This is a genomic window from Achromobacter sp. 1L-A-4-B-C2, from assembly GCF_057291955.1.
The window spans coordinates 900,024-914,763 of the sequence record NZ_JBXAWP010000002.1; the positions used below are offsets into that span (position 1 = coordinate 900,024).

General features: G+C 66.6%; 12 protein-coding genes. All 12 read right to left on the minus strand.

Annotated elements, in window-relative coordinates; all coding sequences use genetic code 11:
- Positions 1 to 27 precede the first annotated feature (27 nt).
- Complete coding sequence (aspT, locus tag AC0Z35_RS11495; protein WP_485131992.1) at positions 28 to 1,719, minus strand: aspartate-alanine antiporter; 1,692 nt, start codon at positions 1,717 to 1,719, stop codon at positions 28 to 30.
- A gap of 214 nt (positions 1,720 to 1,933) precedes the next feature.
- Positions 1,934 to 3,580, minus strand: coding sequence for a mechanosensitive ion channel family protein (locus AC0Z35_RS11500; protein ID WP_120157440.1), 1,647 nt, complete (start codon positions 3,578 to 3,580; stop codon positions 1,934 to 1,936).
- Between the two features lie 174 nt (positions 3,581 to 3,754).
- Complete coding sequence (locus AC0Z35_RS11505) at positions 3,755 to 4,615, minus strand: isocitrate lyase/PEP mutase family protein (protein WP_485131993.1); 861 nt, start codon at positions 4,613 to 4,615, stop codon at positions 3,755 to 3,757.
- Positions 4,612 to 6,060 (minus strand): FAD-dependent oxidoreductase, encoded by a 1,449-nt coding sequence (locus AC0Z35_RS11510; RefSeq protein WP_485131994.1) that lies wholly within the window; start codon positions 6,058 to 6,060, stop codon positions 4,612 to 4,614. Before AC0Z35_RS11510 ends, AC0Z35_RS11505 begins: the two co-directional genes overlap by 4 nt.
- On the minus strand, positions 6,057 to 6,665 hold the full coding sequence (locus AC0Z35_RS11515; protein WP_485131995.1) for a cysteine hydrolase family protein: 609 nt from the start codon (positions 6,663 to 6,665) through the stop codon (positions 6,057 to 6,059). Before AC0Z35_RS11515 ends, AC0Z35_RS11510 begins: the two co-directional genes overlap by 4 nt.
- A 9-nt stretch (positions 6,666 to 6,674) precedes the next feature.
- Positions 6,675 to 8,756: a hydantoinase/oxoprolinase family protein gene (locus tag AC0Z35_RS11520; protein ID WP_485131996.1), complete on the minus strand. Its 2,082-nt coding sequence runs from the start codon at positions 8,754 to 8,756 to the stop codon at positions 6,675 to 6,677.
- Positions 8,753 to 10,432: a hydantoinase B/oxoprolinase family protein gene (locus AC0Z35_RS11525; protein WP_485131997.1), complete on the minus strand. Its 1,680-nt coding sequence runs from the start codon at positions 10,430 to 10,432 to the stop codon at positions 8,753 to 8,755. The genes AC0Z35_RS11520 and AC0Z35_RS11525 overlap by 4 nt, the downstream gene beginning before the upstream one ends.
- Positions 10,433 to 10,442: 10 nt before the next feature.
- Positions 10,443 to 11,006 (minus strand): LeuD/DmdB family oxidoreductase small subunit, encoded by a 564-nt coding sequence (locus AC0Z35_RS11530; protein ID WP_485131998.1) that lies wholly within the window; start codon positions 11,004 to 11,006, stop codon positions 10,443 to 10,445.
- Positions 11,003 to 12,313 carry a 3-isopropylmalate dehydratase large subunit gene (locus tag AC0Z35_RS11535; protein WP_120154943.1) on the minus strand — a complete coding sequence of 437 codons (1,311 nt, stop codon included), beginning with the start codon at positions 12,311 to 12,313 and terminating at the stop codon, positions 11,003 to 11,005. Before AC0Z35_RS11535 ends, AC0Z35_RS11530 begins: the two co-directional genes overlap by 4 nt.
- Positions 12,314 to 12,315: 2 nt before the next feature.
- On the minus strand, positions 12,316 to 13,026 hold the full coding sequence (locus tag AC0Z35_RS11540; RefSeq protein ID WP_104144944.1) for an ABC transporter ATP-binding protein: 711 nt from the start codon (positions 13,024 to 13,026) through the stop codon (positions 12,316 to 12,318).
- On the minus strand, positions 13,023 to 13,778 hold the full coding sequence (locus AC0Z35_RS11545; protein WP_046806405.1) for an ABC transporter ATP-binding protein: 756 nt from the start codon (positions 13,776 to 13,778) through the stop codon (positions 13,023 to 13,025). Before AC0Z35_RS11545 ends, AC0Z35_RS11540 begins: the two co-directional genes overlap by 4 nt.
- Positions 13,771 to 14,739: a branched-chain amino acid ABC transporter permease gene (locus AC0Z35_RS11550; RefSeq protein ID WP_104144943.1), complete on the minus strand. Its 969-nt coding sequence runs from the start codon at positions 14,737 to 14,739 to the stop codon at positions 13,771 to 13,773. Before AC0Z35_RS11550 ends, AC0Z35_RS11545 begins: the two co-directional genes overlap by 8 nt.
- Position 14,740: the final 1 nt, after the last annotated feature.

Sequence of the window (14,740 nt, forward strand, 5' to 3'; positions counted from 1 at the left end):
GTGGGCAACGGTCCGTCGCGGGGTCGATCAGTAAAGCAGCCAGACGATCACCGTTCCCCACGTCGTGATCAGAATGTGTCCGAACGCCACCGTGCCGGAATACCCGATGACCGCGACCGGGCTCTGTGATTTTTCCTGCACCGCGGCAAGCCCGGCCGTCATCGTTTGTGCCCCGGCCAGCGCGCCCAGCAGCAACAGGGGCTCAAGCCCCAGCACGTAGCGCCCGAACAGCAAGCCGACAAACTGCGGAACCATCGTGACCACGATGCCCGCCAGGAAAATCGTCAGCCCGACTTCTTGAAGCGCTTGCACGAATACCGGCCCCGCCTTCAGCCCGATCATCGCGACAAAGCCCGCCAACCCGATGGACTTCATGAATTCAAGGGCGCCGTGGGAGATGCGCCCAAACAACGGCCTTGCGGAATTTCGCCAGCCCACCAGCAGCCCAAGAATCAGTGTCCCGACACTGCTGCCAATGGCGATATGCATGCTGCCGATGGGCAGCACCAGCGACGTCCCCACCACCGCGCCGACGAAAATGCCGAATCCCAGCGCAACAAAGTCCGTGGCGTTCAATTCCCGCACGATGCTGCCCATGCGCTCGGCCACGCGTTCAACCGCGGGCTCAAGCCCGACGATACTGAGCACGTCGCCGCGCAACAGCACCGTTTTGGAACCCACCGGTATCTGTACGCCGTTGCGCCGGATGTCGCGAAGGAACACGCCGCGCACTTCCTGGGCCTGCTCCGCAATCTGAGCCACTGTCTTGCCGACAAGCGCAGGGTTGGACAACACGACGTCGTACATCGCGCTTGGAATATCCAGCAGTTCGCGGTCTGCCTGTTCGACGGCGTGGCCGTCCAGCCATTTCAGTATCACTTCGCTTTTGCCCGAGACCGCCACCACGTCACCGGCGCGCAGGACCGTCGTGGCCTCGACGGCAAGCAAGCTGCCGTCACGCCGGATGCGTTCCACGAACATCCGGTCCGGGGCATATCGCGATTCGACCAGCGCAACGCTATGGCCCACGGCGGGGTGGTCGGGCTGAAGAAGATAGGCGCGCAAGTCGAATTTACGCCACGCCGAAGCCACGCCGGCTTTCTGACGCTGTATGCCGTACGCCTGCTCAAGCCGCGCGCCCTCCGCCTTCAGGTCCACGCGCAATAGCTTCGGCCCCAGGCTGGAGCAGAACCAGATGATTCCGAACGTCCCGAAGATGTAGCAGAGCGCATCGGCAACGGCGATCTGGCTGATCAGGCGGTCCTTCTCGGCAGCGCTGATGGGAAGATTGCGGATGGCTTCACTACCCGTGCCGATAGCGGGCGACTCGGTCAAGCCGCCCGAGATCAAGCCCACGGCATAACCGAGTTCCAGCTTCAGCAAGAGCGCCAGCGCCCAGGCCGTGAGCAGCCCCGCAACGGGTATGACGACGCCCAGCACCGCCCACCGCCAGCCGCCATCCTTCATGCCTCGAAAGAAACTTGGCCCCACCGAGTAGCCGATTCCGAACATAAACAGCAGGAACAGCACCTGCTTGGCGGTGTCGGATACCGGTATGAGAAAGAAATAGCCGATCAGCAATCCCGCCAGCAAGGAGCCTGTCACCGGCCCAAAGCCGACCCCGCGAATCTTGAATCCGCCGACCCAATAGCCCAGGCCGATCGCCAGGAAAACGGCAAGCTCGGGGTAGCGCTGCAGCAAGTTGCCTAAGAAGTCCATGGCGTTCGGCCCTCGAAAGACGACGTTCTGGACCCCCGACCTACCACCTCCGGGGAAGCCCCCTCAAGTGCGAAACCTGCATGGCATTGTTGCTACCGACGGATCGCAAAGTCCATGCTATATCCGGCAAAATTCCGTCAGACCGGGGATCGGCCGCGTCCGTGGGTGTGCGCGCCGCCCAGGCCGGCCAATCACGGGTTTGACGCCGAACCGATCAGCGGTCCGCGCGATCATCCGATACTGCCGGCACCGCCGGCGCCGTATACCATTGCGCCGGCGCCACCACCTTGGGCTCGTCCGGGTCCCCTTCGTAGGCCGGCGTCATGATCTGCACGCCGTATTCGTTGAAGACGTCAAGAATGTGGCGGTGCAGTTCGGCATAGGTCTTGGCGATTCTTTGCGTATCGCGGGTGTAGGCGTTCAGCTCGTAGGTAACCGCAAAGTCTCCCAGCTTGGTCAGCAGCACGAAGGGGCCGGGCTCGGCCAGCACCACCGCGCACCGCGCGGCCGCGGCGTGCAGCATGGCTTCAACCTGCCGCCACGGGACTTCGTAGCCAATGCCGACACTGGTGTGAAGAATCAAGCCTTGGGAGGCGGCCAGCGAGCTGTAGTTGGTGACGTCGCTGTTCAGGATCTGGGAATTCGGAATCGTGATTTCTTCATTCTTGTTCGTCCGGACGTGGGTCACCTGTAGGCGCACCGACACCACTTCCCCCACCACGTCACCCACCTTCACCCTGTCCCCCACCTTGAACACGCGTCGATAGGTCATCAGATAGCCGGCGATAAAGTTGGAGATTGCCGTGGAAGATCCCAGCGACACCACCAGGCCGATGAAGATCGAAATGCCCTTGAACGCGGCCGTCTCGGAACCGGGGATATACGGGTATGCAACGATCAGCGCAAACGCCAGGATCAATATCCGCGCAAGCTTGTAGGTGGGGATGGCCCATTCCGGCTCGAATTGGGCGAAGCTCACGCGCCGGTGTTCGACCGCATCGAAGAAAGTGCGGACCCGTCGCAGCGCGAAACGGGCCACGTAATAGATAAGGACAAGGATAAGAATGTCGGGGATCACCGCGGCTGCGGATTTTCCCAGCCTTTCGGCGGTACCGGTGGCCAGGTCGAACAGGTCGTTGGAAAGCGAGCGCGTCCAGGGAAACAGCGCAAGCACGTATTGCAGGTACGCATACACCGATATGACGATGGTGGCGGCGCCCACCGCCAGCACCAGCGCGTGCAACGCCTTCCAGATGGTGTCCGATCGCAACAGCTCGAATGACTGGATATCCACCGCGCGGACGCGGCTTTTCAAAAGCCGGGACACCGCCTTGTCCAGCCAGCGGTTAAGCAACAGCAGAACGGCGATACCCAGGGCCAGCAATACCGTTGCGCCGGCACTGTAAAGGCCGGACCTGAGCAGGGCTTCGGTGCCGCGCGCCCGCCGGAAGTCGTCTATGGCTTGCCGGATGCGCAGCAGATGCAACGCCGCGAGATTGTCACGCGTAGTTTGTTCAAGCTGGGCGTCGGCGTCGCTGACGATGATCAGCGCGGTTGCCCCCGCCATGATGACGGTGCCATTATCAACGGGCTCGGTCCGAAGGCCGGCGCTTGAAAACGAGGTATCCGCCGCGACCTTCGTGATTCTTTCCCGGATGGCCTCGGCGCGCCGCTCGGCGGGAAATGAGGACAGCCCTCGGACCCGGAAGAGCACCTGGCCGTCCACCTCGACCGGGGCGGTCTCAAGCGCCAGCTCAAGGGGAGAGGGTTCCGGACGCGCGTCCTCTGCCCCAGCGGACAGTGCAGGCGTCAGGATCAGCAGCAACACAGCAAGAATGGAGACTCGGATGATTCCAGTCATGATTCCCTCTCGCGCCGATGCCGCCGTCTTCGTCTTGCGATGACGGCGATTGCCTGGCCAGCACGATAGTTGGCCCGGCGGTTGCAGCGAATCCATCTTAGCGCTATTGATTCGCGAAATGCGATGCGCTTGGGGGAATTTATGATCGGGCCGCGCTCGTGTCCTACCGTTGCCCTAGCCCTCGTACTGTCGCCCCTGCTCCAGCAGTTCAGGCGTACCGATCACCGCGTTCAAGCCGTCAAAATCCAGCATCCGGTCCTGCCATGGCGCAGTCGTGCCGTGCTGGCGCAGGCTGCCGTAGTAAGCCTGCAAGGTGTGCGCCACGGCGCGCGCCGTGCCGCCGGGAAAGATGACGATGCGAAAGCCCAGGGCGGTCAGCGCGTCCGCGCTTTGCACCGGCGTCTTGCCGCCTTCCACCATATTGGCCAACAGCGGCACGCGCGCGGCAAAGCGGGCGCAGGCCGCCTGCATCTGTTCTGGCGTGCGCAAGGCTTCAATGAACAGCGCGTCGGCGCCGGCTTCAAGATAGCGCTCGGCGCGGTCCAGCGCGGCCTCCAGCCCTTCAACCGCCACCGCGTCGGTGCGCGCCAGTATCAGCGTGGACGCTGACACCCGCGCGTCCACGGCGGCGCGCAGCTTGCCGCACATCTCGGTCGCGGGTATCACCGCCTTGCCATCCAGATGCCCGCAGCGTTTGGGAAACGTCTGGTCTTCCAACTGGATCATGGCAGCGCCCGCGCGTTCGAAGCCGCGCACGGTGCGCTGCGTGTTCAACGCGTTGCCAAAGCCCGTGTCGGCATCCACGATCACCGGCGTGGCGACGCGTTCGGTGATCCGGGCCAGCGTGTCCTCGACCTCGGAATACGTGGTCAGGCCGATGTCTGAACGGCCCAAGCGGGTGTAGGCGATGGAAGCGCCCGACAGGTACAGCGCGGCAAACCCGGCCTGCTCGGCGATCAGCGCCGACAGGGGGTCGTAGATGCCGGGGGCCAGCACGGCGCCCGCTGCCAATTGCGTTTTCAGGGTTTGCTTCATGAGGGTTCCTGTACAAGTTCGTGCCCCAGCAGCGATGCGGCGGTCGCGGCGGCGATATAGCCGCCCGCCACCGCACTGAGCAATCCGTTGCCGGACAGATAGCCCGACACGTCGTTGCCCGACACGCCGCGCGCGGCGCCACCGGCAGCCAGCAAATTCGGCAGCGGCCGCCCATCGCGGGTCAACACGCGGCATTGCGCATCGATATCCAGGCCACCTTGCGTATGAAACAGCGCGCCCGTGACCTTGACGGCGTGGTACGGCGCTTGCAGCGTGCGTTCAAAGCGGCGCCCATGGGGGTCCGCCCCATCCGGGCCGACGGCTTGCAAGGTCTGTTGCAACACGCCGGCATCGCAGCCGATCAGCGCCGCCAGGGCGGGCAGATCCGCACAGGTTTTCACTGCTTGGCCCGCGTCGGCCGCCACAAAATCCGGAAAGCCACGTGCCAATGCCAGCGTGCGGTCGTCGAACACGTTCCAGGCCACGCCGCCCGGCTGGGACAACACATGCACGGCGGCTTCGGAATAGCCCTGCGTTTCGTCATGAAAGCGCCGCCCATCGCGATTGATCTGCACCCCGCCGTCCATCATGACGGCCCAGGAGATCAACGCGCCTTGCGGTGTCGCCCAGGACCCGTGCCCCTGGTAGGCGCCCAGATCGGCCAGGCGTGCGCCCAGGGCCTTGCCCCATTCGATGGCGCTGCCGTCGTTGCCGACGTGGCCGCCGTAGACGGCCTCGCGCATGGCGGGCAAATGTTCGGCCACCATGGCCGCGTTGCCGCCAAATCCGTTGCAGGCCAGGATCAGCACCTGGCAGCCGATCACGTCCACGGACCCGTCCGGCCGTTCGCAGCCCACGGCGGTGATGCGGCTGCCGGCGTCCACGCCGCCACGGTCGCCCTCGCCCGCTTCCACCCAGATGTCGCGGGCCAGCGCGCGCGTCAACAGATGCGCGCCCGCCGCCGTGGCGGCGCGTTCCAGCGCGGTCACCAAGGCCACGCCCGTGCGTTCCGGCAAGGCATGCATGCGGCGCGCGCGGTGTCCCGGATACAGAAAACCGTCCAGGACCTCGAACGCCAGGCCATGTCGCGCCAACATATCCATGGCGGGGGCCGCCGCGCCCGTGTAGGCGGCAACCAGATGCGGCGCGGCCGTGCCGTGGGCCTTGGCCTGGATGTCGGCGGCGAAACGCGCCGCGTCGTCATCGATGCCGGCGGCGCGCTGCACCGCCGACCCCGCTGCCGGAATAAACCCCGAGGACAGCGCCGACGAGCCACTGGGCGCGGCGTCGCGTTCGATCAACACGGTTTCAATGCCCGCCTGCGCCAGCCGCAGCGCGGCGGTCAGCCCGCAAGCGCCCGCGCCGATGATCAGCACCGGCACCTGCATCATGTCGGCGTCCGAAGGGCCGCCGGGCTTTCCTCGTTTGACGACAGCCGCGCTCACGACGCCAGCCTGCCGATGAAATCCTTGCACGTGATCACGTCCGCCACCGTGCGCAGGTCCGCCAGCGCGGCATCGTGCATGGCGGGCGTGGGCGCGGCGCAGCCGTCGGCCAGCACGGTCACGTGATAGTCGCGCATGTGCGCATCGCGGGCGGTGCTGGCCACGCCGCCGTTGGTGACGATGCCCGCAATCACCACGCTGGAGATGCCCGCGCGGCGCAACACCCAATCCAGCTGCGTGTTGAAGAAGGCCGAATACGCCACCTTCCACACCGCCACGTCCACCAACCCGTCCAGCTCGGCCACATTGGCCTGCCCCGTGGAGCCGGCCGCGAAATCGCCTTTGGCAAGGAACGGACGCAGTTGCTTCAAATGCGGCGAGATCATGGGCTCGCCGTGCGCGTCGGGCCACAGCGTGAACTGGCTGGCCGCCACAAAGCCGCCTTGCAACTTCAACGCGCGGGCAACGGGCGCCACGCGGGCCGGCAAGGCCCGCGCCTGTGGGCTGACCGCGCCGCCCCGATCGTAGGCGCCGCCGGGCGCCAGGAAATCGTTTTGCAGATCGATCACCAGCAAGGCGGTGGTACTAGGGTTCAGAACCTGCATGCTTGTCTCCTAGGCGTCCTGCCGGGTAATCAGCAAATTGCCCAACGCGTCGACGCGGCCGGCAAAGCCCGGTTCGATCCAGATGGTGGTGTCGGGCTGTTCAAGAATCGCCGGGCCGGCCACCTCGGCGCCTACCGGCAGGTCCAGCCGCGCATAGCGCACGGCGTCGCGCCACTGGCCCGCGTGAAACACGCGCTGCGTGCCCAGCGCGGCCGGCATGTCGCGGCAGGTGGGCGCCAGCAGCGACAAATCGAATTTGGGGCGTTGGCCGATCCGCGCATAGCGCAGGTTCAGGATGCGCACGGCGATGCCGCTCAAGCTGCGGCCGAATGCGGCGCGGTAGGCGCGGTCGAAGGCCGCTGCAATGCCTGGCCGGGTCAATGCATCGCGCGTGACTTCCACGCAGACGGTGTGGCTTTGGCCCACATAAAGCATGTCCAGTTCGATGCTTTCACGCACGCCTTCAAATGCCACGCCCGCCGAATCCAGGCGTTCCTGGCAGGCCGCGGCCAGGGCATCGATACGCGCCAACAGATCGTCGGTATCCAGCGCGTCCAGCGCGGTGTTCAAGGTCTGCACGCCGTCGTGCCGCATGTCGGCCATGACGCAGCCCAGCGCGGACGTCACGCCCGGGTAGCGCGGCACGATGCCGTGCGCGGCGTCCACTTCATTCATCATGGCGCACACATGCAAGGCGCCACCGCCGCCGAAGGGCATGTACGCGAACTTGCGCGGATCGTGGCCGCGTTCGATGGACACCACGCGTATCGCGCCGGCCATCTTGGCGTTGGCCACCGTCAGGATCGCCTCGGCGGCCGCGTGCACCTCCAGGCCCAGCGGTTTGGCCACATGTTCTTCGATGGCCGCGCGCGCCAGCTCCACGTTCATGGTGGCCAGCAGGCCGCCGCCCAACGGCCGCTCGGCCGAGATGCGGCCCAGCAGCACATTGGCGTCGGTAACGGTGGGCCGGGTATTGCCGCGCCCATAGCAGGCCGGGCCCGGAACGCTGCCCGCGGATTCCGGCCCCACCTGCAACAGGCCGCCCGCATCCACGCTGGCGATCGACCCGCCGCCCGCGCCGATGGTCTCGATCTGGATCATCGGCGCGCGCACCACCATGCCGAAGTCGATCACCGTCTGCGCCGACAGCGAGGCCTCGCCGCCCGCCACCAGCGACACATCGAACGAGGTGCCGCCCATGTCGCCGGTAACGACGTTGGGAAAGCCGGAAGCGCGCGCAATCGCCGCGCATGCAATCACGCCCGCCGCCGGGCCCGACAGCGCGGTGCGCACCGGCACGTCGCACGCCGTCTGCCGCGACATCACGCCGCCATTGCTCTGCACGACCAGCAGCTCGCCGTCAAAGCCGTTCTCGCGCAAATCGGATTCCAATCGCGTCAGATAACTGCCCACCACCGGCTGCAACGCGGCATTGAGCACCGCCGTCGAGCAGCGTTCGAATTCGCGGATCTCGGGCAGCACTTCGGTGGCCGCCGTGACATTGGCGTTGGGCCAAATCGCGCGCACGCGCGCCACCGCCTGCGCCTCGTTCACCGGGTTCGCATACGCGTTGACGAAGAACACGCACACGGCCTCGCAGCCCTGCTCCAGCAGCGCGCGCGCCGCGGCCTCGACCTGGCCCAGGTCCACCGGCGTATGCACGGTGCCGTCGGCCAGCACGCGTTCGCTGACTTCCAGGCGCAGGTCGCGCGAGACGACCGGCTCGTAATTGCCGCGCAGGCCCCAGGTCTGAGGCCGGTCGCGGCGGCGCATCTCCAGCACGTCGCGGAATCCCGCCGTGGTGATGATGCCGGTGCGCGCCACCTTGCGTTCCAGCAGCGCGTTGGTGCCCACGGTGGTGCCATGCACGATGGTGTTGATGGCGCCCGCGCCGTCGGCCACGCGCGCAATGCCGTTCATGAAGCCACGCGCTTCTTCGCCGCGCGTGGACGGTACCTTGACCACGCGCGCCGTGCCGCCTGCCTCGTCCAGCACGAACAGGTCCGTGAACGTGCCGCCCACGTCCACGCCCACCACGAGCCCCCGCGACGCGTTGTTGCCTGGGACGAAACCCCGATCTGCCGTGCTCATGCCAACTGCTCCTTCTTGTTGCCGGCGATATCGCCCACATAGCCCATCTTGCGGTCGTGTTCACGCGCGGCCATCGTGCGGTCGGCAGGATCGCCGTAGCCGCCACCGCCCGGCGTTTCCAGCCGCACGCGGTCGCCGCGCTGTAGCTGAATGCCCAGCATCTTCGAACTCATCGGCGGGGATGCCCATTGCCCGTCCTGCTGATACCGGAACACGTTCAGTGCGGCCTGGCCGCCGCCCGCGATGCCCTTGGGCGCGCTGCGCCCGCGTTCCCCGAAGATGAACGCTTCGGCGCTGTCTTCCAGCAATTCGATTTCATAGATGGCGCCAAGCCCGCCGCGATGCTTGCCGTCGCCCGCCGAATCCGGGCGCAGCGCCCACTGCGTGAAGCGGACGGGATAGGCGGCTTCCAGGATCTCCAGCGGTGGAATGGTGGCGGTGGAAATCGGCGCATTGCCGTGGCTCAGCCCGTCGCCATCGGCGTGCCCGCCGTGCCCGCCACCGAAAAAGCTGAACATCACCCAGCGCTGCCCTTTGCGCGCCGCGTCGCTGCGATAGCCCGCGATGGACAGCGCATTGATCGTGCCGTAGGCCTGGGCCATCGCGCGCTCTGGGGCGGCTTGCGCCATCGCGCAGAAGATCACGTCGATCATGCGCAGGATGGTTTCGGTATAGCCGCCCACCGGGCGCGGCCGGTCGGCCGAGATGACCAGGCCATCGGGCAACACCACGTCCACCGCGTCCAGCACGCCCGCGTTGGCCGGCACGTCGGGAAACAGGTGCTTCAGCGCCACGTAGCACGCCGCGATGGCAGTGGCGCGGGAGATATTGACGGGCCCCGCGCAGGCGGGCGACGTGCCGTTGAAGTCCAGCGTCAGCCGGTCACCATTGATCGACAGCTTCAGCGCGATGCGCAGCGCCACGTCGCGCACACCGTCGTTGTCCAGCATGTCTTCGAACGCGTAGTCGCCGTCGGGCAGGCGCGCGATGTGGTCGCGCATCAAACGACGCGCACGCTGGCGCAAGGTGTCCAGCGACTCCAGCACGGTGGCGTCGCCATATTCGTCCAGCAGCCCGTCCAGACGCCCCGCGCCCAACTCCAACGCGGCCAGTTGCCCGTTCAGGTCGCCCCACAAGCTGTCCGGCAAGCGGGTGTTGGCCTTCAGGATGGCCAGCACGTCCGGGTCCAGCACGCCCGCGCGCACGATGCGCACCGGCGGGATCTGCACCGCCTCTTGCCAGCATTCGGTGGCGGCCGGGTTGTAGTTGCCCGGCACCGCGCCGCCCACGTCGTGCCAATGCGCGGCCGACGCCAGAAAGCAGAACAGCTTCTGGTCGCGGAACACCGGGCGCACCAGCTTGAAGTCGTTGGCGTGCGTGCCGCCTTCGTACGGGTCATTGAACAGCCAGACGTCGCCGTCCACCATGCCGCCGCGTTCGGCCGCAACCTTGGCCGCCGCCTTCACGGCAAACGCCATCGCGCCCACGAAGACCGGCAGGCCGGACTTGCCCTGGATCAGCGTAGCGCCCGTGGCCGCGTCGTACATGCCGTGGCAGGCGTCGTGGGCCTCGGCAATGATGGGGTTGAACGCGCTGCGGTACAGCGTCGCGTCCATCTCATCGGCAATCTGTTCCAGACGGCCCTTCAGGACCGCCAGGGTGACGGGATCTAGCATCGTGTTCTTCCTAGGAGGTTTGGCGCTGTTTCAGCAGATTCAGCAGCCCGCCGGCCCGCACCATGTCCATCAGGAAGTCAGGTACGGGCTCGCAAGGCAATGCAGCGGGGTCGGCGGCTTGGGCGCGGCCGATACGCCCGGCGATGGGGTCGAACGTGATGCGTTCGCCGTCGGCCAGCGCATCCGCCTGCGCGCAGGTCAACAGCAACAGGCCGACATTGAAGGCGTTGCGAAAATACAGGCCGTTGAAAGACGGGGCGATGACGGCGGCCACTCCCAGGCGCACCAGCGCCGATGCGGCTTGCTCGCGCGAGGAGCCGATGCCGAAGTTGTGCCCGGCCACCAACACGTCGCCCGGCCGCACCTGCGCCGCGAATTCCGGGCGGACGCGTTGCAGGCAGTGGCGCGCGATTTCGTCGATGCCGAACTTCATGTAGGCGCCTGGGGCCAGCGCGTCGGTGTCGATATCGGCCCCCACGCGCCAGACGCGATGGGTCGATGTGGCGGGCGTCGACGTGGTCCGCCCCGCGCCGGCTTCGACGGCGGTGGAAGTTGTTGCAGTGCGGTCCGTCATGCCATCACCTCGCGCGGGTCTGCAATGCGGCCGGCAACGGCCGAGGCCGCCACGGTGTAGGGCGACGCCAGGTAAACCCGCGCCGTCTCGGAGCCCATGCGGCCCTTGAAATTACGCGCGGTGGTGGAGATGACGCTGGCCCCGTCGGGAATGGACCCGCCATAGCCCGCACAGGCCCCGCATGACGTGGCCAGCACCTCTGCGCCGGCGTCTTGCAGCACTTGCATCACGCCTTCCTGTTCGGCCTGTTGCTGGTCCAGGCGGCTGGCCGGCGCCACCATCAGGCTCATGCCCGGCGCCAGGCGGCGACCGCGCAAGACGCTGGCCGCGGCGCGCAGGTCCTCAAGCTTGGCGCCCGTGCACGCGCCGATATAGGCCACTTGCACCGGCACATCGCGGTACTGGTCCACGTCGCGCGCGTTCGCCGGGCTGTGCGGCGCGGCCACCTGTGGCGCCAGCAAGGCCGCGTCAAAGTCGTGCCATTCAGCGTCGGCGTCCGCGTCGCTTTGCCAGCGCGCCAGGTCCAGGCTGTCGGTCACGCCCGCCTTGCGCAAGTAGGCGGCCGTGGTCTCGTCCGGCGCGATCAGGCCCACCTGCGAGCCCAGTTCGGCGCTCATGTTGGACAGGGTCATGCGTTCCTGCATGGGCAGCGCGCGCACGGCCTCGCCGCAGAACTCCACGGCTTGGTAGCGCCCGCCGTTCATGCCGTAGCGGCCGATCATGTGCAGCATCATGTCCTTGGCGGTCACGCCGGCGGCCAGCCGCCCGTTCCAGCGCATCATCAACGTTTGCGGCACCTTGACCCAGATCTTGCCGGTGACGGCCACGCCCAGCATTTCGGTGCTGCCGATGCCGAACATATACGCGCCGAACGCACCGCCCGTGGGCGAATGCGAATCCCCGCCCACGCAGAACATGCCGGGGCGGATGTGGCCATGCTGCGGCACGACCACATGGCAGATGCCAACCGAGTCATACACGTTGGGCAGTTGCTGCCCCGCCGCCCAGTCGCGCGCAATGCGCACGATGCGGCGCGATTCGTCGTCGGATTCGGGCACGTAGTGGTCGATGACCAGCACGATCTTCTTCGGGTCCCACAGCGACGCGCCCAGCTCTTGCAGCATGGGCTGCAAGCGGCGCGGCCCGCTGGAGTCATGGAACATCGCCAGGTCCACGGCGCAGGTCACGATTTCGCCCTGCTGGACCGAGGCACGTCCGCAGGCGGCGGCGATCAACTTCTGGGCCAGGGTCTGCGGTGAGCGCTGCGGTGAATCCTGGGGCCGGAGGGCTTGATCAACAACAGGCATCGCTACATCCCCAGATAGGCCCGGCGCACGTCGTCGCTGGCCATCAGTTGCGCACACGATCCGCTATAGCGCACCGCCCCGTTTTCCATCACATAGGCGCGCTGCCCGGTTTCCAGCGATTGCCCCACGTTCTGCTCGACCAGCAGAATTGCCAACCCATCGGTGTGCAGGCGCTGGATCAGGCCGAACAGTTCTTCAACCATCAAGGGCGACAGGCCCAGCGAGGGTTCGTCCAGAATCAACAGGCGCGGTTCGGCCATCAGCCCGCGTCCGATCGCCAGCATCTGCTGCTCACCACCCGACATGGTGCCGGCCAGCTGCGCCAGCCGTTCGCGCAGGCGCGGAAAAATATCCAGCACCTTGTCCAGGTTGGCCGTGCGATGCTCGCGCGCCCGGGTGAACGAACCCAGTTCCAGGTTTTCGCGCACGCTAAGGTTGGGAAAAATGCGGCGGCCTTCAGGGACCTGGATAAGCCCGGCGCGCACCACGTCACGGTAGTGCCTGCCGGTCAGGTCGTGACCGTCAAAACGCACCGACCCGCCCCAGGGCTTGCACAGCCCGCAGACGGTGTTGTTCAACGTGGATTTGCCGGCGCCGTTGCTGCCCAGCAGGACGACGATTTCCCCTTCGCCCACCGCCAGGTCCACGCCGCGCAGCACTTCCATGCGCCCGTAGCCCGCCCGCAAGCCGGTCACTTCAAGCAGCGCGCTCATGCCGGCGCCCCTTGTGCGGCCAGCCGCGCGGCCGCGCCATGCCCCAGGTAGGCCTCCACCACCGTCGGGTCGCGGGTGACTTCGCCCGGCGTACCGGACGCAATCAAACGCCCCTGCGCCAGCACCCACACGTGTTCGGCCAGGCTCATCACCGCGCGCATCACGTGTTCGATCATCAACACGGTAACGCCATCGTCCACCAGCTTTTTCACCACCGGAATCATCTCGTCGATCTCGCTTGGATTCAGGCCGGCCAGCACTTCGTCCAGCAGCAGCAGGCGCGGGCGCGTGGCCAGCGCGCGGGCCAGTTCCAGCCGCTTGCGCCCGGCCACGGTCAAGTCGGCGGCGGGCTTGTCCAGCACCTTGTGCAGGTTCACGCGCGCGGCCACGTCTTCGGCGGCGGCCAGGGCGGCGCGCCGATCGCGCAGGCGCAGATGCGCGCCCACGGCAATGTTCTGCCGCACCGTCTGCGCACCGAACGGCTGCACGATCTGGAAAGTGCGGGTCAGGCCCAGCTGCGCGGATTCATGCGGTGCGCGTCCGGTGATGTCTTGCCCGGCAAAGCGCACCGACCCGGCGCCCGGTTTCAAAAAGCCGGACAGCAGCGCAAACAGCGTGGTCTTGCCTGCGCCGTTGGGGCCGACCAGCGCGGTCAACGAGCCCTCGGGCACGGCCAGGTTCACGTCCTGAACGGCCTTCAGGCCGCCGAACGAAATCGAGAGATTGCTGGCTTGCAAAAGGATGTCAGGCACGGGCGCGCTCCTTGCCGAACAGCCGGCCCAACGATTGGCCGCTGCCACTGATGCCGCGCGGCAGGAACATCACGATCAGAATCAGCACCACGCCGTAGATCACCATGCTGATGCCGGGCAATTCACCAAACAGATTGCGCGTCAGGTCGGCCAGCCCATGCAGGGCGACGGCGCCCAGCACCGGCCCCCACAACGTGCCCATGCCGCCTACGATGGCCCCCACCAGCGCTTCCACCGATACGGCGGAACCGAAGGCGATGCCCGGGTCGATGTACTGGAACACCTGCACATAGAACGCGCCCGCCGCGCTCATGAACGCCGCCGACAGTGCAATGCCGCCCAGCTTCACCCGCAAGGGGTTCACGCCGATGGCCCGCGCGGCGTCTTCGTTGTCGCGCACCGCTTGCAAGTACGCGCCAAAGCGCGAGTGCCGCAGCCACGCCGTCACCAGCAACGCCAGCACCACAAACGCCAGCAGCAGATAGATGTAGCCCCGGCGCGACGCAAACTGCATGTTTGCCGCGCCCTCTTGCAACGGCACCATCAGCCCCACTCCACCGCCCGTGAAGGACGCGGACAAGGCCAGGATGCGAAACACTTCGGCAAACGCCAGCGTCACCAGGGCAAAGTAAGACCCCTTCAGGCCGTAGCGAAACGTCAGCCCGCCCACCGCCAGGCCGACCAGCGCACCCAGTGCAATCGCCACCGGCAACGCCAGCCACGGATTGATGCCGAAGTTCAATTGCCCCAGCGCTTGCGCATAAGCGCCCACGCCGAAGAACAGCGCATGGCCGAACGACAGCTGCCCGCCATACCCGCCCAGAATGTTCCAGGCCTGCGACAGCAGCGCGGCGTACAGCGACATCATCACGAACGTCAGCAGCACGCCCGACTGCGCAAACGTTGCCAAGGCGGCCAACGCAAGGCCGAACAGCGCGATGGCGCAAAGATCCCTATTCATG

Excerpts from the sequence above, each read along its gene's own strand:
- aspT (WP_485131992.1), bottom strand. The coding sequence starts at position 1,719 with ATGGACTTCTTAGGCAACTTGCTGCAGCGCTACCCCGAGCTTGCCGTT.
- AC0Z35_RS11500 (WP_120157440.1), bottom strand. The coding sequence starts at position 3,580 with ATGACTGGAATCATCCGAGTCTCCATTCTTGCTGTGTTGCTGCTGATC.
- AC0Z35_RS11505 (WP_485131993.1), bottom strand. The coding sequence starts at position 4,615 with ATGAAGCAAACCCTGAAAACGCAATTGGCAGCGGGCGCCGTGCTGGCC.
- AC0Z35_RS11515 (WP_485131995.1), bottom strand. The coding sequence starts at position 6,665 with ATGCAGGTTCTGAACCCTAGTACCACCGCCTTGCTGGTGATCGATCTG.
- AC0Z35_RS11520 (WP_485131996.1), bottom strand. The coding sequence starts at position 8,756 with ATGAGCACGGCAGATCGGGGTTTCGTCCCAGGCAACAACGCGTCGCGG.
- AC0Z35_RS11525 (WP_485131997.1), bottom strand. The coding sequence starts at position 10,432 with ATGCTAGATCCCGTCACCCTGGCGGTCCTGAAGGGCCGTCTGGAACAG.
- AC0Z35_RS11530 (WP_485131998.1), bottom strand. The coding sequence starts at position 11,006 with ATGACGGACCGCACTGCAACAACTTCCACCGCCGTCGAAGCCGGCGCG.
- AC0Z35_RS11535 (WP_120154943.1), bottom strand. The coding sequence starts at position 12,313 with ATGCCTGTTGTTGATCAAGCCCTCCGGCCCCAGGATTCACCGCAGCGC.
- AC0Z35_RS11540 (WP_104144944.1), bottom strand. The coding sequence starts at position 13,026 with ATGAGCGCGCTGCTTGAAGTGACCGGCTTGCGGGCGGGCTACGGGCGC.
- AC0Z35_RS11550 (WP_104144943.1), bottom strand. The coding sequence starts at position 14,739 with ATGAATAGGGATCTTTGCGCCATCGCGCTGTTCGGCCTTGCGTTGGCC.